This is a genomic window from Streptomyces sp. NBC_00289, from assembly GCF_041435115.1.
Taxonomy (GTDB): Bacteria; Actinomycetota; Actinomycetes; order Streptomycetales; family Streptomycetaceae; genus Streptomyces.
The window spans coordinates 191,635-211,840 of the sequence record NZ_CP108046.1 but is presented as its reverse complement, the minus strand read 5'-3'; the positions used below and the strand labels follow the sequence as shown (position 1 = coordinate 211,840).

Below are 20,206 nucleotides of genomic sequence, written 5' to 3'. Positions count from 1 at the left end.
CAGCCCGCCGAGGAGGTGGTACGCGGCCAGCCATAGGCTCCGGTCGGTCGGCCGGCGGTGTCAGTATGGTTCGCTGAGTCCGGGTGCCCGGCTCGGCGTTGATGTGCTGGCGGAATTCCTCGCTCAGCCAATCCGCTCCATGCCGTGGCCTGCCCGGTGCGCGAACTCCACGGCCCGCAGCTCCGCCGCGATCCGCCCGTCGCAGGTGCGCTCCACGACGGCGAGGCCCGGCCATGACGGCGACGCGCTGGTGACGTGCACGAGGAGCTGGCCGCCGGATGCGAGTTGCTCGATGAGCGCCGTCGGTACGCGCTCTGCACCGCACGTACGCCTGCGGCATCACCACCTCGCGCGGCAGCGCCAGCAGCGCGTCGCGCACCGGCCCAGGCCGCAGCCCGTGCGATCGCAGTCCTCGGGTTCGGCGGTGTGACGCTGTTGGCCGCCTCGGTCGGCAGCGGGCTATGTCGGGGGAGGTGCTGTTGTCGAGGTGCCCAGCGCCGAGCAGTGTCCAGGCACCGAGCCGAGCCGTCGGGCTCGGCGCTGGAGAGGTGCCTCGATGACGGCGTACGACAGGAGGGCCATGGCGGTGGACAGCACGACCGTGGCCGACAGGCGGCCGTCTTGTACGCCGAGGGAGGCCAGCAGGCGCACGATCGGGTAGTGCCACAAGTACATGCCGTAGCTGAGATTGCGGCCCGTCCAGGCGAGCGGAGCCAGGGACAAAAGCCGTGAGAGGTGTCCGTCGCGGCGCAGTTCGAGTCCCGTGACGAGCGTCGCGGACACCATCGCGACCGCCAGGAATCCGACGGTGTACCAGGCGGCGGTCCAGGCGCCCTCGTCACCGGTGACGGGTACCTTCCAGGCGACCATGCACAGCAGGCCCAGGGCCGGCGGGGCCAGTCGGCCGGCCCATCCGCGCAGGGCTTCCAGCCGGGGGCCGTCCGCGTGGAGGCGGGCCAGGACGACGGCCACCAGGGCGCCGGCGAGCAGCTGGTCGGCGCGGGTGTCGGTGCCGTTGTAGATGCGGTGGGCCGCGTCCGGGTTCCACAGCGTGTACCGCCACAGCACCGGCGCCGCGCACAGCACGGCCGTCCACACCAGGGCCGTGCGGGCCCGGAACCGCCGCAGCAGGAACAGCAGGACGAGCGGCCACAGCAGGTAGAACTGCTCCTCTACGCTGAGGGACCAGGTGTGCGCCAGCGGACCAGTCACGTCGGAGTACGCGCCGTCGTCCCCGGCCCGCACGATGTTCACGACGAAGACCGCCGCGAGTCCGGCCGCCGCCGAGGCGCCGTCGAAGGCCCACAGCGATGTGGTCAGCGACAGCACGACGCACGCCGCGCACACGGCCAGCAGGGCGGGGACGAGTCTCTGCCGGCGCCGCCGGTAGAAACGTCGCAGGTCGATGCCGCCCGTGCGGGAGTACTCGGCGATCAGCAGGCGGGTGATGACGAACCCGCTGATGGTGAAGAACACGTCCACCGCGACCGAGCCGCCGGGCAGCAGGTCCGGCCTGACGTGGTAGACGAGGACCATCGCCACCGCCACTGTCCTCAGGCCGTCGAGCCCGTCGACCCGGCCGCCGCGTGCGGCAGCGGACGGGAAGCCCCGGCCGGACGTCACGCGTCTGGGTGGTTCGCCCAGCCCAGATGAGGGACCTGAAGCATTCTTCATGCAGTCCGTTTCGAGATCAAGAGGGAAAGGCCTGTTCGAATGCTGACGGCTGGAGCCGATCTTGGCGCGAGTACATAATGCTCAATTGATCGCTATGCGCCAGAGCCGCTTATCGAATCTAGGTCACCGCAGTTGTAGGAATTCTCCACGGGGCGTTGATGCCCCTATGGATGTTCAAGCGCCGGCGTCGTCACGTTGTCGTGGGTGTGGCGTCTGGCGGTGCGTCAGGGCGTGGTCGAGTCGGCTGTCAGTTCTCGGTCAGGCCGCGGCGGGCAGGCCGGCGGCGCCGGTGATCTGGTCCCAGATCGTGAATCGAATGGTCATCTCGAGGCGGTGGCGGCCGGGCCGGAAGTGGGGTGATATGCCGCTGAACGCGGCCACGAACCGTTGGGCTTCGCCGACCTAGAAGCCCTTCATCGCGCCTTCGCGTTACCTAGTGCTGCATTCCTCTTTGGATGTACGCATATCGGCGTCGTAGTTGGCGGGTGGGCGGGGCTGGCCGGCCCCAGATCCAGGGGCGGGCTCGGGCGTTGAGTTGCCGGGTGGCTACGGCTGTGGCCTGGGTGATGTCGTCGGGGTTGGCGAAGGACCGTCCGGCCAGGGCGGTCTTGCGGAAGATCCGCCACCAGCCTTCCTGCAGGTTCAGCCAGCAGGCGCCGACCGGGATGAACGCGTGGTGGATGCGGGGGTGGTCCTCCAGCCAGGTCCGGGTGGACAGGCTGTTGTGGGAGGACAGGTTGTCGGTGACGATCCAGATCTCACCGGCCGGATTGGCGTCCTCGAGGCCGGATTGGCGTCCTCGACCAGTTGAAGGAATTGCTGGTAGAAGACGCTGTTGCGGGAGGATGCGGCCATGGTGATCTGCTGGCCGTCCCGGATGCGTAAAGCCCCGTAGACCCAGGTCTTTTCTGGCCCGCGGCCGGAGTCGAGCTCGGACTTGATCCGGTGCCCGTCGGGTGACCAGCCCGGTGCGGGCGGAAAAGTGCGGGGGATCACCGGCCCCAGTTCGTCAGCGCAGATCACCGTCGCGCCGTCGGGTGGCTGGGTGTAGAGGCCGATGATCCGCGTCCTTTTCCCGCGAAGTCCGGGTCCTTTGAACGGGTCCAGGATCGGGTACGGCGCCAGCGCACCCCCTCGGCAACCAGGATCCTGCGCACCTGGGAGCGGCCGACCTCGATACCCAGCTGCCGGGCCTGGGCGGCCAGGGAGTCCAGCGTCCACTCGGCCGGCCCGGCTTCGTCGGCCGCCCACAGTTCCCCGCCCGGCTCCCACCGCAGCCGGCCCGGCGGCACCTGTTTGACCAGAGCGATGATCCGGGATCGCTCGGCCTCGGTGATCCGCCGCTTGCGGCCCTGCCCGCCCAGATCATCCAGCCCCTCCAGCCCGGAGCGGTTGAAGCGGTGCAGCCAGCAGCGGACCGTTTTCTCGCTGCAGCCCAGCTCCACCGCGATCGCCGGCACCCGCAGCCCCGACCAGCTCAGGTCGATCATCCGGGCCCGCATCACCACATCCCGCGGCGCCTTCCGCGCCCGCGACAACCGACGGACAACTGCCCGTTCGTCCTCGTCACAGCCCGGCCGTGCCCATAACACCATGCCCAGCACCCGCCCCCGAGCACCATCAACTACCCCGCCACCAAGACATATACCCAACCAAAGCGGAATCCAGCACTAGCTAGTGGGCTGGTGCGAGTTCTCGGCCCGGTTGTTCAACCCTTTGTGGGAGCGGTGCTCCATCGACGGCATTACCTCGCAGTGGGCGGCTCCGTAGGAGCGGAGCTTGTGGGTGACGACCACCCGCGGTACCGTGCCTGTCTCCTTGACGAGTCTGCGGAAGAAACGCCTGGCCGCGGCCTTGTCGCGCCGGTTCTGGACCAGGATGTCGAGCACATCGCCGTCCTGGTCGACGGCCCACCACAGCTACTTCTGTCTCCGTTTATCCTGATGAAGACCTCGTCCAGGTGCCACTTTTCGCCGGGCCGGGGGCGCCGGCGGTGCAGGCCGTTGGCGTAGGAGGCCTGGCTGAACTTCAGGCACCACCGGCGCACCGTCTCATACGAGACGATGACGCCGCGAGTTCTCCGGTCAGGCGGAGCAGGACGGTGTCTCCGTGCCACAGGGTGTGGGTCTGGAGCAGTTGGTCCGCTCGCATGGCCGCCTCCGGAGATGTTCGGGTGGGCCAGGGCTGGCTGGCTTCCTGGTGCTCCCGCGTGTGGGGCGGGGTTCTTCCAGGATGCCTGGTGGGGTCAGGCGGCGCCGAGGTCGGCCCAGTGGTCGATGAGACCGTCGGTGTCGGTGTTGGTGTCGTTGTCGTTGTTGGTGTTGGGGGTGGTGCCGGTGTGGTGGGCGAGGGTGGTGATGATGGTGGTGCCGCGGCCGTGTTCGTCTGTGGGGCGGGTGGTGGCCCAGCTGGTGGTGGGGGAGGCGGTGTGGGGGCCGCCGTCGCTGACGTGGACTTGGACGCGGCCTGGGCCGTTGGTGGTGGTGTGCAGGTGCAGGGCGACGGGGGGCAGGGCGTGGGTGACGGCGTTGGTGACCAGTTCGGAGATGACCAGCAGGGCGTCGTAGAGCTGGTCTTCGTCCAGTCCCCAGGAGGCCAGGATGGGGCGGGCGGCACGGCGGGCGGTGGCCGGTGCGAGCGGTCCGTGTTCCAGTGGCAGGCTGAACACGCGCGCACCGGCCGCGGCGGCGTGCGGCGCGGGGCTGCCGGCTGCGGGAGATCGTGGTGGTCGTCATCAAGATCACTGCCTGTCCGGAAGGGGGCCGGAATGCTTCTTCTGGTACTTCCAGCACACTCCCGTCGAGCGCAGGCTCCCTGAGCAGTCCATACCCAAAACCAAAAATCGGTGGTTTGGTATGCCGTTGTTTCCCCTGGCCGGTTGCTGGTCGCAGGGCGCGCCGTGAGCTGCGGTGACGCGCCCTGGCTGTCATCCTTGCCAGGTCAGACAACCCCGGGCCGGGCCGGAGCGGGAATACGGGGGTGAGTTCACCGCCGGAGTGGAGGCCATCATGCTGCTCAGTCACAGCCTGGACGGCGACGTGCTGCGGGTGACCCTGCACTGCAATCTCGACATCGCCACGCGGGCCGCGGCCGTCCAGGAGATCGAGGCCTTCGTCCGTGCCTGCCGGCCCCGCTGCGTGATCCTCAGCGTTCCCGCTGGGGAGCCGGCACCCGCCACGCTCAGCGCCGCCCTCCGGGCCCACCGCATGTGCCAGAAGGTGGGTATCGCGCTGGAGGTGACCGGAGTATCCACGGCGATGCAACGCCTGTTCGCTACGAACATCGCGTAGACCCCACCACTCGGGATCGGAAACGCGCGCGGTGGCTGCGGCCGCTGTTGTCCGCGCGGGCCTCCACGAGGCCCGCCCCGGCCGTGGGTGACTGGGATGGTGCGGAAGACGTTGAATCCGGTGTGACCAAGACGATGCGGCTTCCGTCCCTTCCCGGCGCCCAGCACAGTGGCAGTGCGGTTTCCCGCCCCGAGCTGGAGCCGATCTTCACTGAACTCGCCGCCCGGTGGGCCGGCGCCGGGCGGGCCGTGCCCGGCCGGGCGGACGAGGAGTGGACGACCCTCACCCGCCGCTCCCCGTGGCCGGTACGCTGACCGCACAGCACGATGCCGATGTTGATCACCAGCTTCACGTGCCGCTGCTCGCCGTTAGCCTGCTGATATGTCAGAGCGTGTCATCCCGGGCAGTGGCGGCGGCCTGATCTCCCTGAGCGCTGCGGACGCCTTGTGGGCCAGCTTAACGGCCGATAGTGCTGTCCCGACGGCTTCTGCACCGTTCACCTGCTCTCCTGCTGATGCCCGGCTGGGGTATGTCCTGCTCGGTGGTCGTGTGGTGGCGGCGGTGAAGGCAGGTGCCGAGCAGTGGAGTGTTGTGGAGATGGAGGTGCGCCGGGCGGCTGCGGCACTGTGCGCGGTGGAGGTGGACCGCCGGGACCTGGTCCGTATCGGTCCGTTCCGTGGCCTGCCGCGGCAGGAGCGTATGGAGGGGATGCTGCTGCGGTGGCGTCAGCGTGTGGCCGGGGAACTGCAGGAGCCTGGCCCTGAGGGGGCGGCACGAGGTGAAGGCGGCCAGTCGTACCACCCGGCGGGGGTCGACTGGCGCCGGATACTCGTAGAGCAGCCCGACGGGCGGACTGCGGGGTCATGGTGGCTGCCGCGCTCTGTGGTCAGGCTGCTGGACGCCGCCGGGCATGCCGAAAGGCAGTGGCTGCAAGCCGTACGGCAGCCAGGTGAGGCCGTGACTGAACCGCCCTCCTCCCACCGGCAGGCTCAAACCGCCGACGGCCCAGAGACGACGACCACGAACGGCCCGGCCACCGCACTGCGTCTGTACAACGGGGAGCTGAAGGGCCGGTTGTACTCGGTACTCAGCAGGAAGCCTGGTATCTCCGGCAAGGTGGCTGGGTGGGCCTGTGCTGTCTGCCGCACGGCACCCGCCGCGGTCCTGGATCACTGCCATGAACACGGCTATGTCCGCGCCCCGGTCTGTCACTCCTGTAACACGCAGGAACGGCCCGACCACCTGTACAGCAACGACATCCGCGTGGCTGGCCACTACACACGCCTCTTCGACACCGACGTCGCCGACTGGCTGCCTCACTGGCACCGCTGCTGCGGCTGCCGCGCCCGCACCACCCTGCCACTGGCCCACCTCGCCGCCTGGACCGCCCACATAGCCTGCCGACCGCTGCGCCCCACCCACCGCGCACCCCGCGGCTCCAGCAGGCGCAAACCCTGCGGGGTGCTGCGCGTGTCCTGGACAGGCGACCACAACGCACCCGGATCCTGCCTGCTCACGGTTGCCGTCGACTTCTGTCCTTCCGGCGAGCACCGGGTCCTGGCGCGAGTCCCCTACCGCGAAGCCGCCGAGCAGTTCCGCATCTGGCTGGCACAGGCCGCCCCGGCCGTGGCCGCCGCGGCCGGACCCGACCGCCTGGACGACCTGCCCGCCCAGTCCCGGCCGGTCATCGCCGACACCAGGGGTGAAGGCCTGGCGCTGTTCTGAACGAACGACAAGTGACCCTGCATCAACCCCAGCCCGTACCCGCCCGGCTGGGGGTGACGGGCCGCATTGGCCTGGCGTCGTACGGTCCGGTCGGGCCCCGCTCCTGCCGCAGTTCTGCATTCTGCTTGCACGGCAGCGGCTGTGCACCATCCTCGGCATCACCCAGTCCAGCTTCTCTTCCTGGCGCGGCACCGCCCCCGGGCGGTCCGCCCGCCAGGCGGCGGACCGCCCGGCTCGCGGCCCGGATGCGCCACGTCCCCCGGGACTCGGACGGGACTTAGGGCTCAGTGTGATTTAACGTCTGCGGGTTCGGGAGTGTCGGCGGGTGGGCTGATGGTGTAGTTCCACTGGCCGTGGGTTTCGTGACGGGTCAGCGGGAGGGCCTTCATGGCCTTGTCGCTGATCTTGATGCCTGTGGGGTAGACACCGGTGTCCAGGGCCGCGGACACGGTCAGGCCGGTCTCGGTCGTCGTCGCACCGATCAGGGAAACGGCGGCCTCGTGGCTGGTCAGTGGTGTCCCGCGCCAGTTCATGGTGATTGCGGAGAACAGCCGGTGCTCTATGCGATTCCACTTCGAAGTACCCGGCGGCAGGTGCAGCACGGTGATCGACAGGCCGGTCTCGGCGGCGAGGGCAGCCAGCCCGGTCTTCCAGGCCCGTAGTCGGCTGCCGTTGGATCCGCCGCTGTCCGCGGTGATCGTCAGTGTCGTGGCCTGCGGATATGCGGCCCGGCCGACGTTGTTCCACCAGGTCCGCAGGGTGTTCACGGCGAACGCGGCGGTGTCGTGATCCATGCCGACGCTGACCCAGCCGGCGTTGGCGCCGATGTCGTAGACGCCGTAGGGGATGGCTTTGCCGGCCGGTCCGGGGAAGTCGTGGACGTTGACCTTCACCGGGTCCCCAGGCGGTCGCCATTCCTTGCCGACGTTCTTGAAGTTCCCGATCAGTTCCTTTTTCTTGCAGTCCACGGACACGACGGGCTGTCCGGCAGCGAGGGCCGCCCTGACCTGATCGTTGAGGTAGCGGAACTGGGCGTCGCGGTCGGGGTGCTGCTTGCCCTCGACGGTTTTGGCGTTGCCCTGCAAGGAGTAGCCGGCCTCGTGCAGCAGTCGGGCCACGACGTTCTCGGTGCACCGGTGTCCCCGATTGACCAGCTCGGCAACCAGGTGCGACAGCGATTTCGTGGTCCAGCGCAGCGAGGTTCATCGGATCACCACGAGTCTCCGGCTCGACCAGGGCATCCAGGTCCACGGCCAGTTGCGGGTCCAGGACCTCGGCCCGTCTGCGGCCGCCTCCCGGCCCCGGGACCGCCCGACCGCCAGCGGCTGCGGATCGTCCAGTTCCCCGCGGCCCCGTCGGATCGTGTCCTGGGACACCCCGGTCGCCTCACAGACGATCCGTGCACCGCCGCCACCCAGCTCACGAGCCTCGTTGCCGAGCCACAACCGTCGCTGCCGCTCGGTCAGGTGATCCCGGATCGCCTCGTAGCGCCGGGCCAGGGACTCCATATCGATCGGCATAGCAGGAAACGTACGCGCCGCGCGACTGATTCATAACTTGTTTCGCTACGAGCCCTTACGGTGTCCCCAGGGTTACTGCCGAACTCCGACGGCGGCCAGGCCGTGAACCACAAGCGCGTCGCCCGCGTCGCCCGCGTCGTGCGGGCCGTCGGGCTCGCCGGAGTGCGTCTGCGGCGCCGGCACCGCACCACCGTCGCGGACCCGGCCGCGGTGAAGGCCCCGGACCTGATCGGCCGCGATTTCACCGCATCCACGGTGAACGCGAAGTACGTCGGCGATATTGGGGTGCTGTGAGGTCTCGGCCGTACGGTTCGGGTGTGACCGGCAACACGTGCCAGGTGTCTCTCAGCTTGCCCACTTCTGGCCAACCTGGCACTAAAAGGAAGGGCTTACTCAAGCAAAGACTAGAGCAAGTCATGTTCGAGGTAGCTGAATACATTCCTTCGTGACTTTTTCAAGTCCCCCACGACCTGCACATATCCTCTCCTGTTCTCCCACTGGCTGCCCGCGTCCATCGTGCGTCTGGAAGGAGGCGGTCCGGGTGATGGTGGTGCCTCGGGTACGACAGACTCACTCCACTTCGACCTCGGCACTCTTAAAGGAGGAGCAAACCCTTCATGCGTAAATTCACGGGCCTCGCTGCGACGGCGCTCGCTGCGGCCGGGCTTGCGGTGGTCGTTCCGTCCGCTCACGCTGAGTCTTTCGGCCTGTATGCGCCCTCGGCGCTCGTCTTGACTACCTCCCGTGGTGAGGGGGCCCACGCCGTTGTCGAGCGGGCGGTGACTCTCAGCTGTGCGCGCGCCGCGCCCTACAGGAACCCACCCCTTGCCTGCTGTGGCATGCAAAGAGCTACGGCCGGCGACGTCGGCACTCTTCTCTCCCTTGCGGACGACCGGCCCTGCGTAAAGACCTACCGGCCCGTGACGATCCCTGGAGCTCACCTTCGCCAACGCCTGCGAGAAGGACGCAGCCATCAGCGCGAACACCGTCTTCCGCCTTCTGAAACCCGGGCGCAGCCACGCCACCCGCCGCCCACATGATCCCGGAGCCGGCTTTCCAACGTGACCTGATACCGCTCGCCGCCGCTACTTGCCCAGCCTCTCGTCCTGTTTTTTCCGTGTCTTGGGTCCGCTCATCTCCCGCAGCGCCCTCCGGTGAGCACAACCCTCAAAGTTCGAACTGCTCGTCCCAGGCATGAGCAGTTCGACAGGAGGCGAGTTGTCTGCCCTGTGGAACTGGGGAGTATCACAGCAGGCATCAGCTCGCTTCATGCTGCTCGGCCCGTACTGTGGGGGTACGGGCCGAGCACCCATCACCTCCCGGTTCTACCCCCCTGCGGCCCCGCTGAAGCGGCCTTCTGCCCTCTACGCAAGCCGTCCTTGGGGCTTGACCTGGCTAACCCCCGCTCGGACGGACCGCGTCACTGGTCCCGACACAGATCCAGACCCCGAAGCGCCGAAGCCAGTAGCTACCCGGCCTTGGGGCAAGGGCCCAGGTCTCTGGACGATGCTCTGGCCCTATTGGACGATCCGTGTCAGGCGTTCTGGGACTGGTCAGCTGTTGGTCAGAACGGGTGCGGTTCCGCGGGAGCCGGGCTCGACGGCGACTGTGCTGGAGCGGAGTCGGGTCTGGCCGTTGGGGCGGGCTGGCCCTGGGCGGGCATTCCTGGGCGGTAGGTCTTGGTGATGGTCGCGGTCGCATGCGCCAGGGATGCGGCGACTTCCTCGACGTCGATCTCAAGGACGGTGCGGCGCTGGCCTTCCTTGCCATCGTAAGTGCGTTGTTTGAGGCGGCCCTGAACGATGACACGCATCCCCTTGGCCAGCGACTGCGCGGCATTTTCGCCGGCCTGTCGCCACAGCGAGCAGCGCAGGAAAAGGGTTTGCCCGTCGACGAACTCATTGCGGTCACGGTCGAAGACGCGGGGGGTGGATGCCACGGTGAACCCGGCCACCGGGATACCGGAGTTGGTGTAGCGCAGTTCCACGTCGGCGGTCAGGTTGCCCACCACCGTCACCAGCGTCTCGCCCGCCATACCGCCACCCTCTTTGCCGTCCGCTCACCGCAATACGCCCACCGTACCGGCCCTGCACCCTGGCTGGCACGATGACCGTATGACGAGCGAGGAGCACACGCTGGAGACGGCAGCCCAGGCACTGCACGATGCGCAGGAAGCCGTCCACACGGCTCGCCGGAACCTGACCGCGGCGATCGTGGCCGCATACCAGGGTGGGGAGTCGGCAGCCCGGATCGCGATGCGCACCGGTAGGCACATCATCGAGATCCGGAATCTGCTGGCCGCCGCCCAGGCATCCCGTCGCAGGTAGACCAGTTGTCGCGGCGAGGTTCCCCCGCAGCCGACCCTCACCCCGGAGTCGCTTCGCCTTGAGGTTCCGACTTGTATTGGCCGTAGCGGAGCGCGGTCGGGTTGGCCGCTCGTAGCGTTCCGTTAGGACGCTGGGTTGGATGGCTCGTGAGGTTCCTGCCGCCTCTCGGGGCTGGCCCGCTCGGGGTGTGCCGCCGGCCCGGTGTCCGGCCACGGTCTGACTCAACAGAGGATGTCCCGGCAGGTTCCGGAAGTCGGCGTGTCGGCCGTGGACGTCCTGTCGTCCCCGAGATGCGGAGTGTGGTGACAGAGGGTCAGGTGGGACTGATGAGTGCCTCTGTGTGTCAAGCGGCCGCAGCGAGAGTCGTATGGCGGTCACGTTTAAGGGTGCGGTAGACGACGTTCGACAGGCGCCGTTTGAGGGCCCTGCGGGCCTCTGCAGGCGTCTTGCCTTCGGCGATCTTCCGCAGGTAGTAGTAGTCCTGACCTCGGCCGCCGTCGCGGATCTGGCAGACCGCGATGATGTGCAGTACGGAGTTCAACGCGCGGTTGCCTCCGGTGTTGAGGCGGTGGCGGGTGTTCTTGCCGCTGGACGCGTCCAGCGGTGCCGTACCGGTGTAGCTGGCGAAGTGGTGCTCGGTGGGAAAGCGCGTGCGTCGCCGACGTGTCCGAGGAGCTTGGCGGCGAGCACGGTGCCCACGCCGGGCAGAGCGGTCAGCGCGGTGCGGGCGGCGGCCAGGGCGTCACGCATCTGGCCTTCGTTATCGCGGACCTGCCGGTCGACGCGCCGCAGGTCGGCGAGGAGATCCCAGGCGAGGTCACGGCGGCAGCAGTCGGTGGCCGTGGCTGGACGGATGCCCTTCATGAGGGCGGCGGCCTTCTCCGCGGACAGACGGATGGGGGCACCGCCGGGCAGCAGGTCTCGCAGCACGGCATGGAGGCGGTTGATGATGCGGGTGCGTTCGTCGACCAGGTCAGCACGGCATGGAGGCGGTTGATGATGCGGGTGCGTTCGTCGACCAGGTCATCGTGCCGCTCGGTCAGCAGCCGCAGGATCGTCGACTGGTCCTCCGGCTCCACCTTGCGCAGGTCGTGCCGGAAGAGGGCGACCTGAGAGACGTGCAGGGCGTCGGCTGCATCGGTCTTGCGGTCCCCGCCGGTGGCCAGGAGCCGGGCCCGGGCGGAAAGGGTGGAGGGCACGTCCACCACATGCTCGCCGGTGGAGGCCAGCTGCTGGGCGAGGCTGCGGCCGAGTCCTTTGGCACCCTCTACGGCGAAGCGGTGCTCGGGCCACCGCTCGCACCAGCCCATCAGCTGCCGGCCGGTCCCTGCGTTGACGACGAAGCGGCGCTGGGCGAGCTGGTGTCCTGCGGCGTCGACGCGACGGCGGTGTGGGACGACTTGTGGGGATCGATACCGATGGTGATCACGTGCACCTTGCCCAGGTCGAACGGGATGGGAGGGGTGCGGTGGGCACTCTGACTTGAAGTCTCAGCGTCCATTGGTCACGCCTCTGTCGAGCCACACCGCGCGGGTGCCGGCCGGCGGCGGCAAACTCATCATGAGCCAGCCCGAGTTGGGGCGGCATGAGGTCACGCGAGCCCGTGCCGGTCGGCACCCTGGACGCTACGGCTGCAGATCGCGCGTCTGGGGTCGATTCAACAAGTCAGCGGTCCAGCGCACCGTCGGTGCGCGCCGGGGGCGTGGTAAATCCTGTGGCGCGCGCTGGGGTGCTTCCGTCTGCCTCTGACGCGGGCTGATACCGCTGCGGGACGCTGGTGGGGTTCGTTCCGGCCGAAACCGAATGCTCTGTGATGCCGGTGAGCTCGCAGGTCAGCGTGGTGCTGGGGGCCGTCCACGGGAACCGTGGAGTGTTGCTGCGAGCACGTGCGTCAGAATTCCTGATTCACCTTGGTCCCCCCGGAACGGCGTACCACTCGGCCGTTGAGGGAGGGACAGGGACGTGGATGTGCTGCACGAGCGCTGCGCCGGTGTGGACATCAGCAAGAAGGATGCCAAGGCGTGTGTCCGCACCCCGAGTACCAAGCGGCGGGGGGCCTTCGCGACCGAGACCACGACGTGGGGTTCGACGACGAACGCGGTGCTCGCCCTGCGCGATCACCTGCTCGCCGCCGAGGTCACCCTGGTCGTGATCGAGGCGACGTCGGACTACTGGAAGCTCTTCTACTACCTTCTGGCCGGGGAGTTGAACGTGATCCTGGTCAACGCGCGGCAGGTCAAGAACCTGCCCGGCCGCAAGACGGACGTCTCGGATGCGGCCTGGCTGGCCCAGCTCGGTGCGCATGGCCTGGTGCGGGCCTCGTTCGTGCCGCCCCAGCCGGTGCGCGAGCTGCGAGACCTGACCCGGGCTCGCACCCAGATGACCCGCGAGCGCGGCCAGATCGTGCAGCGGCTGGAGAAGCTGCTGGAGGACACCGGGATCAAGCTGTCCGCGGTCGCCTCCGACATCATGGGGGTCTCTGGCCGGGCCATGCTCGAAGCCCTCATCGGCGGGGAACGCGGCCCGCAGGTCCTCGCGGAGCTGGCCAAACGCAAGCTCCGCAACAAGATCCCCGAGCTGACCGAGGCGCTGACCGGACGCTTCCGCAGCCACCATGCCTTCCTGGCCCGGCTGCACCTGGACCACTACGACCAGCTCACCGACGCGATCCGGCAGCTGGACGAGCGGATCGAGGGGGCGATGGCTCCCTTTCGTCCCTCGCTCGACCTCCTCGACACCATCCCCGGGATCAACCGGGCCGTCGCCGAGGTGATCATCGCGGAGACCGGCGGGGACATGAGCCGGTTCGCCTCCGCCAGGCACCTCGCGTCCTGGGCCGGCGTCTGCCCAGGCCACCACGAGTCCGCCGGCCGAACCAAGAGCACCAAAGTCCGACCCGGCATCCCTATCTCAAAGGCGCCCTCGGACTCGCCGCACTCGGCGCGGTGAGAACCAAGGACACCTACCTGCAGGCCCGTTACAAGCGGCTCACCGCCCGCCGCGGCCCGATGCGAGCCTTGGTCGCCGTCGAGCACTCGATCATCACCGCGATCTGGCACATGCTCACCGACAACGTCACCTACCACGAGCTCGGCGGCACCTACTTCGCCCAGCGCGACCCCGAACGCGCCACCCGCCGCGCGATCAGTGCGCTCAATCAGCTCGGCTACACCGTCACCCTCAACCCGCTGGAAGGCGCGGCCTGACCGACCCGCACCCAGACACCCGGCGAGCGCCACAGCCACCGGGCACCCAGCCCTGCCTACCCCCACCCTGACCTGCTGCTATTTACGCGTCAGGAGTGCATGTGGTGCAGGGCTCTCATTGCGCTGTCGATGACCTCGTCGTCGGATGCACGGGCGAGTTGGTGAGCCTGATCGCCGCCGTTGAGGCCGAGGAGTACAGGCTTGCCGAAGGCCTTGTATCCGTTGACCCACCAGGACCATAGGTTGGGGTGCTTGGGGTCGAACCATTCGATGACGTCGACGTCTTTGTCCCAGAAGGGCTTGGGGAATTCGAGCCACAGTTTGTCGAGCAGACCGGCTCCCAGTGCTTTGATGGCCTTCTGTTTGGCATCGGGCAGGGCCGGCTCGAAGGCGATGGTTGCGGCCTTGAGTACGCCGATCGGGACGGTGATCACCGCGCGGTCGGCCTGTACGGTGTTGCCGTCCCGCAGGGTCACGCTCACCCCGTGCGGGCCGTACTGAATGCTGGCGACGACCTGCCGTATGCGCACCGGGATATCGCCGCGGACGTGCGCGAGCATCCGGTCGTAGCCCCGCGGGAGTAGAAGATCGGGGCCCCTCAGATCCCTGCCCTCGAGAGTGGCCTCCACTGAGAGCTGGCTCGGCTCCGCGGCGTACTCCAACGGATAGTTGATGTTTAGCGCGGTGCGCAGCGCGGCTGAAGGACTGTGCGGCATCACGGAGGCGACGGTGACTTCGTTCGGATCATCGACATCGTCGAGTTTCTCTTCATAGTGGGCGAGTTCACGCATCGCGTGTTCATGTTGGCCAGCGGAATTCTCATAGTCGAAGGTGTAGCTCGGGTCGCCGGTTTCTCTGAGAATTTTAGTCATGACGTTGCCCGAGGAGCCGTGGATCCAGGATGCTCCCATCTCCGCAGGCGCTCCAGCGATGTGCCGCGTCCATATGCGCCCGCCGACTCGATTTCGCCCTTCGAGAACCGTCACCTGGTAGTCCTCGTCGACAAGAGCGCGAGCGCAGCCGAGTCCGGCGAATCCGGACCCGATGATCACGATGTGCTCGCCCTCTTCGGCGGCGCTGATGACTTGTGCGGCTGCGCGTCGTCCGCTTTCCAGGGCGCCATGGGCTGTGGAAGGTGCTTCGGAAGACGTCGCTTCACCGGCGAAGTACAGACGGTCATCCACCGGCGCAGCAAGCATTGTGCGGGCCCGCGCACCCAGGCTGCTGGGCGCAAGATAGGAGTAGGAGCAATGGGCGAAGGGGTCGATGGACCAGGACGTTCGTAGGTACGCCACCGGTTCCGGAACCGCCCGGTTGCCGCGTCTTGGCGTTGTGCTCGGCTTACAGGAAGCCACCGTCCCCGTGACGGCCATGGCGAGAGCCGAGCCGAGCAGCAGCCTGCGGCGCCCGATTTCGTTCGGTGACTTCATGCGAAGGAATCCTGTTCAGGTGAGCGGTAAGGGAAGGTCGCCTGCAAGACGAGAGCATGACAGTCACGGTTAGCCGGCCTGGCTCCATCCAGTTATCGCCGACAGTGGTGGGCGCTGTTCGGAGGGGTAGAACCGGCATTTTGTGTCGCGCCCTTACCCACTGGTCTGGTGATCTTCCAGTCCTTCAGATGACCAAGCACACGAGTGCTGCTTCTGCGTCTGAAGCCAGCTGGCTTGTTCGTTGTTGTTGGGGCTGCGGGGTTGTCCCGGCCCCTGCCGGGACAACCCCGCGCCTGACACTGCGGGGGTAACCTGTTGTGTCCATCCCAGATGATCATGGGGTTCCGTCTTTTGGGTGAGTGATCGCTACTTCATCTGTAGTCATGGTCTGGTCTGCGGCTGGGGGCGTTCTTGGCGGTTGGTCAGGACGGAACCGGCACGGTCAGCCGTGTGGCGATTGGATTCAGCCGTAAAGACCCTGCATGCGTACTTGGGTCAGCTTTCCGCCTCTCGCTTGGACGGGGCTACGCTCGGCTTCGGCCCGTGCCGGTAGGGAGTGCGCGGGATGGGCCCCGGTCCCCGTGACGGGGCGCAATGTGGCCGGGGCCGCTCCTTCTCGTGGCAGCGTTACGTCTCCGCCCAGTCGAGTCTGAGGGCGCTGAGAGCAGCGAGCTTGTCTGTGTGAGCTTGGCGCGCCTTGACTTCGTGTTCGACAGGAACACCCCGAGCTTGACCTCCGACCCGTCCGGCAATGTCTCTGCGTGGGCTGTGGGGACGGTCACGGCGCCGGTGCGGGCCTTGTACTGCGCGAGGGCGGCAACGCCCTTCTCGAAGGCGCTCATGGTCGCCGTGGACGGCTTCACCGCCGTTTTCGGCTCCGGGGTGGCGTCGTGATGCCGGGTTGTTTCAGGCGCTTACGCTGCCCGTCCGTCAGGGTTGCTCAGGCAGCGGGCTTCCGCTGCTTGGCGAGCCATTTCCCGATGTCCACGCTGTAGACGGTGACGTCGGGCAGTACCTCGGTCTGACCGGTCTCAGCGTCGTCGGCCAGGAGCTCGCGCAGCGCGGCGTAGTGCTGCATTCCTCATTGGATGTACGCATATCGGCGTCGTAGTTGGCGGGTGGGCGGGGCTGGCCGGCCCCAGATCCAGGGGCGGGCTCGGGCGTTGAGTTGCCGGGTGGCTACGGCTGTGGCCTGGGTGATGTCGTCGGGGTTGGCGAAGGACCGTCCGGCCAGGGCGGTCTTGCGGAAGATCCGCCACCAGCCTTCCTGCAGGTTCAGCCAGCAGGCGCCGACCGGGATGAACGCGTGGTGGATGCGGGGGTGGTCCTCCAGCCAGGTCCGGGTGGACAGGCTGTTGTGGGAGGACAGGTTGTCGGTGACGATCCAGATCTCACCGGCCGGATTGGCGTCCTCGAGGCCGGATTGGCGTCCTCGACCAGTTGAAGGAATTGCTGGTAGAAGACGCTGTTGCGGGAGGATGCGGCCATGGTGATCTGCTGGCCGTCCCGGATGCGTAAAGCCCCGTAGACCCAGGTCTTTTCTGGCCCGCGGCCGGAGTCGAGCTCGGACTTGATCCGGTGCCCGTCGGGTGACCAGCCCGGTGCGGGCGGAAAAGTGCGGGGGATCACCGGCCCCAGTTCGTCAGCGCAGATCACCGTCGCGCCGTCGGGTGGCTGGGTGTAGAGGCCGATGATCCGCGTCCTTTTCCCGCGAAGTCCGGGTCCTTTGAACGGGTCCAGGATCGGGTACGGCGCCAGCGCACCCCCTCGGCAACCAGGATCCTGCGCACCTGGGAGCGGCCGACCTCGATACCCAGCTGCCGGGCCTGGGCGGCCAGGGAGTCCAGCGTCCACTCGGCCGGCCCGGCTTCGTCGGCCGCCCACAGTTCCCCGCCCGGCTCCCACCGCAGCCGGCCCGGCGGCACCTGTTTGACCAGAGCGATGATCCGGGATCGCTCGGCCTCGGTGATCCGCCGCTTGCGGCCCTGCCCGCCCAGATCATCCAGCCCCTCCAGCCCGGAGCGGTTGAAGCGGTGCAGCCAGCAGCGGACCGTTTTCTCGCTGCAGCCCAGCTCCACCGCGATCGCCGGCACCCGCAGCCCCGACCAGCTCAGGTCGATCATCCGGGCCCGCATCACCACATCCCGCGGCGCCTTCCGCGCCCGCGACAACCGACGGACAACTGCCCGTTCGTCCTCGTCACAGCCCGGCCGTGCCCATAACACCATGCCCAGCACCCGCCCCCGAGCACCATCAACTACCCCGCCACCAAGACATATACCCAACCAAAGCGGAATCCAGCACTAGTAGGGCTTGGTCAGGTTCGTAGTGGTGTGGGTATGCCGTGGTGGCAGGTGGGGCAGGCGCCGGTCAAGAGGGCGAGGAGTGTCTGTAGCTCGCGGACGATCTGGTAGAGGCTCAGGCCGGCGCCGCGTCTTTTGGGGCGCGGGCCAGTCGTTGCAGGGTGCAGAAGGCGTGCGCGGCGGAGACGAGGGTGACGTGGTGGTGCCATCCGTTCCAGGTGCGGCCCTCGAAGTGGGCAAGTCCCAGGGCCTGTTTCATCTCCCGGTAGTCATGCTCGATGCGCCAGCGGAGTTTGGCGAGGCGGACCAGTGTGGTCAAAGGCATGCCGGAGGGCAGGTCGGAGAGCCAGTACTGCACCGGCTCGCTCGCGTCGGCGGGCCATTCGGCCAGCAGCCAGCACACGGGCAGTTCCGGGCCGTCGGTGTGCTGGCGGACCTCGCGTCCGGCGGGCCGGATCCGCAGGGCCACGAAGCGGGAGTACATCCGCTTGCGGCCCGAGGGGCCGGCGCCGGGCCGGGAGCCCTCCCGCCACTGCACCGGCCTGGCTGCCTTCCGGCCCGCCGCGATGACCAGCTCCTTCACCGACCGCGCCGTGTCGGGATACTTCGCCACCGGCGGGCGTCCGCTGCCGGAGTACGGCTCAGCCACCGCCACCGCGTCGGCGCTCTGGGCCGACAGCGTGCTGGAGATCCCCACTACATAGTTCAGGCCGCGGGCCTGCACTCCGTGCCGGAACGCGGCGGCATCACCGTATCCGGCGTCCGCGACGGCCAGCGGCACGTCGAGTCCCCAGGAGCGGGTCTCATCGAGCATGTCCAGGGCCAGCTGCCACTTCTCCACATGCCCCACATCGTCCGGGATCCGGCAGGCGGCACGGCGGGCGACCTTGCCCGCATCGGCCTTCGGCGAGGCCGGATCCCAGCTCTGGGGCACAAACAGCCGCCAGTTGACCGCCGCCGAGGCGTGGTCGGAGGCCAAATGGAGCGAGACGCCGACCTGGCAGTTGGTGACCTTTCCCGCCGTTCCGGTGTACTGCCGCGACACACACGCCGAGGCTTGGCCGTCCTTCAAAAACCCGGTGTCGTCGAAGACCAGGGCCTCGGGTCCGATCGCCTCCTCCATCCGCCAGGCGAGCTGGGCCCGGATACGTGCCGGGTCCCAGGGACTGGTGGTGATGAAGTTGGCCAGCGCCTGACGATTGCCGTCCTGGCCGAGCCGGGCGGCCATCGGCTCGACCGACTTACGCTGTCCGTCGGTCAGCAGCCCCCGCAGATAAACCTGCCCCCACCGGCGCTGATCCTTGCGCGCGAACGGCTCGAACACCTCCGCCGCAAACGCCTCCAACTCACCACGCACCACAGCAATCTCGTCCGGAGTCACACACACTCAACGCCACACCGGGCCCAAAGGACACGCACCACCACAACCGACCTGACCAAGCCCTACTAGTGTCCTGCGCCAGTAGTTGCTCGTTAGTAGTGGTGTGACTTCTACTGCTGGTGCGTCAGTTCCTCGTCGGGGCCCGAAACTCGAGCCGTTGCTGCTGTCTGATGACGAGCGGGCAGAGTTGGAGCGGTGGACGCGCCGGGCGACATCGGCCCAGGCCCTGGCCCTGCGGGCACGGATCGTGCTGGCATGCGCGGGGCCGGAAATCCCGCCGATCGTCGCGGTCGCCCGGTATCTGCGGGTGACCGCGGACACGGTCCGCAAGTGGCGGCGACGCTTCCTCACCCAGCGACTGGACGGACTGGTCGACGAGCCCCGACCGGGCCGGCCGCCCACCATCAGCGTCGACCAGGTGGAAGCGGTGGTGGTCACCACGCTGGAACAGCTCCCGAAGAACGCCACCCACTGGTCGCGGACATCGATGGCCCAGCACAGCGGCCTGTCCAAGTCGACCGTCGGCCGGATCTGGCGGCAGTTCCAGCTCAAGCCGCATCTGGCGGACACGTTCAAGCTGTCGACGGACCCGCTGTTCGTGGAGAAGGTCTATGACGTCGTGGGGTTGTACTTCAACCCGCCCGAGGGTGCGGTGGTGCTCTCGGTGGACGAGAAGTCGCAGATCCAGGCCCTGGACCGGTCCCAGCCGGTGCTGCCGATAATGCCGGGCATGCCCGAGCGGCGCACCCACGACTACGTCCGCAACGGCCTGACCACCATCTTCGCTGCCTTCGACGTCGCCACCGGTGAGGTCATCACCGCCCTGCACCGCCGGCACCGGGCCGTGGAGTTCAAGAAGTTCCTGATCCGGATCGACAAGGCGGTGCCCGCGCACCTGCAGATCCACCTGATCGTGGACAACTACGGCACCCACAAGACCCCGGCGATCAAGGCCTGGCTGGCCAAGCACCCGCGGTTCGAGCTGCACTTCACCCCGACCGGCTCTTCCTGGATCAACCAGGTCGTGCGACACGAAGTCGCTTGAGAAGAGTGGTAATCACCAAGGAGGTTCGGCCGATGTCGAAGGTGTAGGACCCGAGCCAGTGTGCAAGGCTCGTTCCCGCCTCAGCGTGCGTTGCGAGTAATCGCGGGGTGCGAAGCCTGAGGAAATGCCCAAGGATCCTCGTTCCATCCGGGGGTTACAGGCTGGGAAATGCCGGACGGGTGAATGCGAATGAACCCTTGATGATGCCTCGTCATGATCACTCTCGCCGATGGGTTGTTTCAGCGGGAGATAGGGACTGGCCGTTGGAAAGCGGCAGGCGCCGACTGGAGATACTTGACCGGTCG

Annotated in this window: 18 protein-coding genes and 7 pseudogenes; 8 read left to right on the top strand and 17 right to left on the bottom strand. The window is 67.8% G+C overall.

The features are described 5' to 3' along the window. Positions 1 to 123: 123 nt before the first annotated feature. The 7 genes and pseudogenes from OG985_RS01100 to OG985_RS01070 all read right to left on the bottom strand — a co-directional run bounded on the left by OG985_RS01100 (position 124) and on the right by OG985_RS01070 (position 4,342). Positions 124 to 294 (bottom strand): hypothetical protein, encoded by a 171-nt coding sequence (locus OG985_RS01100; RefSeq protein WP_371674211.1) that lies wholly within the window; start codon positions 292 to 294, stop codon positions 124 to 126. Positions 295 to 459: 165 nt separating this feature from the next. Beyond that, positions 460 to 1,623 carry an acyltransferase family protein gene (locus OG985_RS01095; RefSeq protein ID WP_371666499.1) on the bottom strand — a complete coding sequence of 388 codons (1,164 nt, stop codon included), beginning with the start codon at positions 1,621 to 1,623 and terminating at the stop codon, positions 460 to 462. A 309-nt stretch (positions 1,624 to 1,932) separates the two neighbouring features. Next, positions 1,933 to 2,076, bottom strand: a pseudogene (locus OG985_RS01090) (IS6 family transposase); the annotation flags it as partial. A 31-nt stretch (positions 2,077 to 2,107) separates the two neighbouring features. Then, positions 2,108 to 2,392, bottom strand: coding sequence for a hypothetical protein (locus tag OG985_RS01085; protein ID WP_371674210.1), 285 nt, complete (start codon positions 2,390 to 2,392; stop codon positions 2,108 to 2,110). A 301-nt stretch (positions 2,393 to 2,693) separates the two neighbouring features. Further along, positions 2,694 to 3,176: a transposase gene (locus OG985_RS01080; protein ID WP_371666488.1), complete on the bottom strand. Its 483-nt coding sequence runs from the start codon at positions 3,174 to 3,176 to the stop codon at positions 2,694 to 2,696. 177 nt (positions 3,177 to 3,353) lie between these two features. Then, positions 3,354 to 3,748: pseudogene (locus tag OG985_RS01075) on the bottom strand (IS6 family transposase); the annotation flags it as partial. 171 nt (positions 3,749 to 3,919) lie between these two features. Then, positions 3,920 to 4,342: an ATP-binding protein gene (locus OG985_RS01070; RefSeq protein WP_371666498.1), complete on the bottom strand. Its 423-nt coding sequence runs from the start codon at positions 4,340 to 4,342 to the stop codon at positions 3,920 to 3,922. Positions 4,343 to 4,682: 340 nt separating this feature from the next. On the opposite strand from OG985_RS01070, the gene OG985_RS01065 reads away from it, so the two are divergent. From OG985_RS01065 to OG985_RS01055, 3 genes are all read left to right on the top strand, one after another. After that, positions 4,683 to 4,964, top strand: coding sequence for a hypothetical protein (locus tag OG985_RS01065; RefSeq protein ID WP_371666497.1), 282 nt, complete (start codon positions 4,683 to 4,685; stop codon positions 4,962 to 4,964). A 122-nt stretch (positions 4,965 to 5,086) separates the two neighbouring features. After that, a complete protein-coding gene (locus OG985_RS01060) occupies positions 5,087 to 5,278 on the top strand; it encodes a hypothetical protein (protein WP_371666496.1) in 192 nt (63 codons plus the stop codon). Positions 5,279 to 5,345: 67 nt separating this feature from the next. Continuing rightward, positions 5,346 to 6,689, top strand: coding sequence for an endonuclease domain-containing protein (locus OG985_RS01055; RefSeq protein WP_371666495.1), 1,344 nt, complete (start codon positions 5,346 to 5,348; stop codon positions 6,687 to 6,689). 326 nt (positions 6,690 to 7,015) lie between these two features. Here the strand turns inward: OG985_RS01055 and OG985_RS01050 are convergent. Beyond that, a pseudogene (locus OG985_RS01050) lies at positions 7,016 to 8,209 on the bottom strand (ISAzo13 family transposase); the annotation flags it as partial. Positions 8,210 to 8,265: 56 nt separating this feature from the next. Here OG985_RS01050 and OG985_RS01045 point away from each other — a divergent pair. Together OG985_RS01045 and OG985_RS01040 are read left to right on the top strand one after the other, a co-directional pair. Next, a pseudogene (locus OG985_RS01045) lies at positions 8,266 to 8,500 on the top strand (IS3 family transposase); the annotation flags it as partial. A gap of 326 nt (positions 8,501 to 8,826) precedes the next feature. Then, positions 8,827 to 9,249, top strand: coding sequence for an SSI family serine proteinase inhibitor (locus OG985_RS01040; RefSeq protein WP_371666494.1), 423 nt, complete (start codon positions 8,827 to 8,829; stop codon positions 9,247 to 9,249). A gap of 524 nt (positions 9,250 to 9,773) precedes the next feature. Here the strand turns inward: OG985_RS01040 and OG985_RS01035 are convergent. Beyond that, positions 9,774 to 10,244, bottom strand: coding sequence for a single-stranded DNA-binding protein (locus tag OG985_RS01035; protein WP_371666493.1), 471 nt, complete (start codon positions 10,242 to 10,244; stop codon positions 9,774 to 9,776). A gap of 79 nt (positions 10,245 to 10,323) precedes the next feature. Between OG985_RS01035 and OG985_RS01030 the strand changes: the two genes are divergently transcribed. Then, on the top strand, positions 10,324 to 10,536 hold the full coding sequence (locus tag OG985_RS01030) for a hypothetical protein (protein ID WP_371666492.1): 213 nt from the start codon (positions 10,324 to 10,326) through the stop codon (positions 10,534 to 10,536). A 343-nt stretch (positions 10,537 to 10,879) separates the two neighbouring features. Here the strand turns inward: OG985_RS01030 and OG985_RS01025 are convergent, their stop codons facing one another. The 3 genes and pseudogenes from OG985_RS01025 to OG985_RS01015 all read right to left on the bottom strand — a co-directional run. Further along, positions 10,880 to 11,137: a transposase gene (locus OG985_RS01025; RefSeq protein ID WP_371674209.1), complete on the bottom strand. Its 258-nt coding sequence runs from the start codon at positions 11,135 to 11,137 to the stop codon at positions 10,880 to 10,882. Continuing rightward, on the bottom strand, positions 11,074 to 11,466 hold the full coding sequence (locus OG985_RS01020; RefSeq protein WP_371666491.1) for a hypothetical protein: 393 nt from the start codon (positions 11,464 to 11,466) through the stop codon (positions 11,074 to 11,076). The genes OG985_RS01025 and OG985_RS01020 overlap by 64 nt, the downstream gene beginning before the upstream one ends. Continuing rightward, a pseudogene (locus OG985_RS01015) lies at positions 11,397 to 11,855 on the bottom strand (transposase); the annotation flags it as partial. The gene OG985_RS01020 and the pseudogene OG985_RS01015, both read right to left, overlap by 70 nt. 643 nt (positions 11,856 to 12,498) lie before the next feature. On the opposite strand from OG985_RS01015, the pseudogene OG985_RS01010 reads away from it, so the two are divergent. Next, positions 12,499 to 13,742: pseudogene (locus tag OG985_RS01010) on the top strand (IS110 family transposase). A gap of 89 nt (positions 13,743 to 13,831) precedes the next feature. Here OG985_RS01010 and OG985_RS01005 read toward each other — a convergent pair. The 5 genes from OG985_RS01005 to OG985_RS00985 all read right to left on the bottom strand — a co-directional run bounded on the left by OG985_RS01005 (position 13,832) and on the right by OG985_RS00985 (position 18,856). After that, entirely contained in the window at positions 13,832 to 15,172 is a 1,341-nt protein-coding gene (locus tag OG985_RS01005) for an FAD-dependent oxidoreductase (RefSeq protein WP_371666490.1), read from the bottom strand. A 940-nt stretch (positions 15,173 to 16,112) separates the two neighbouring features. After that, positions 16,113 to 16,250 (bottom strand): hypothetical protein, encoded by a 138-nt coding sequence (locus tag OG985_RS01000; protein WP_371666489.1) that lies wholly within the window; start codon positions 16,248 to 16,250, stop codon positions 16,113 to 16,115. 3 nt (positions 16,251 to 16,253) lie between these two features. Continuing rightward, positions 16,254 to 16,523 (bottom strand): hypothetical protein, encoded by a 270-nt coding sequence (locus OG985_RS00995; RefSeq protein ID WP_371674208.1) that lies wholly within the window; start codon positions 16,521 to 16,523, stop codon positions 16,254 to 16,256. Positions 16,524 to 16,824: 301 nt separating this feature from the next. Then, positions 16,825 to 17,307, bottom strand: a complete 483-nt coding sequence (locus OG985_RS00990) for a transposase (protein WP_371666488.1) — start codon at positions 17,305 to 17,307, stop codon at positions 16,825 to 16,827. 283 nt (positions 17,308 to 17,590) lie between these two features. Then, positions 17,591 to 18,856 (bottom strand): IS701 family transposase, encoded by a 1,266-nt coding sequence (locus OG985_RS00985; protein WP_371666487.1) that lies wholly within the window; start codon positions 18,854 to 18,856, stop codon positions 17,591 to 17,593. Between the two features lie 103 nt (positions 18,857 to 18,959). Between OG985_RS00985 and OG985_RS00980 the strand changes: the two are divergent. Then, positions 18,960 to 19,886 (top strand): annotated as a pseudogene (locus OG985_RS00980) (IS630 family transposase); the annotation flags it as partial. Positions 19,887 to 20,206: the final 320 nt, after the last annotated feature.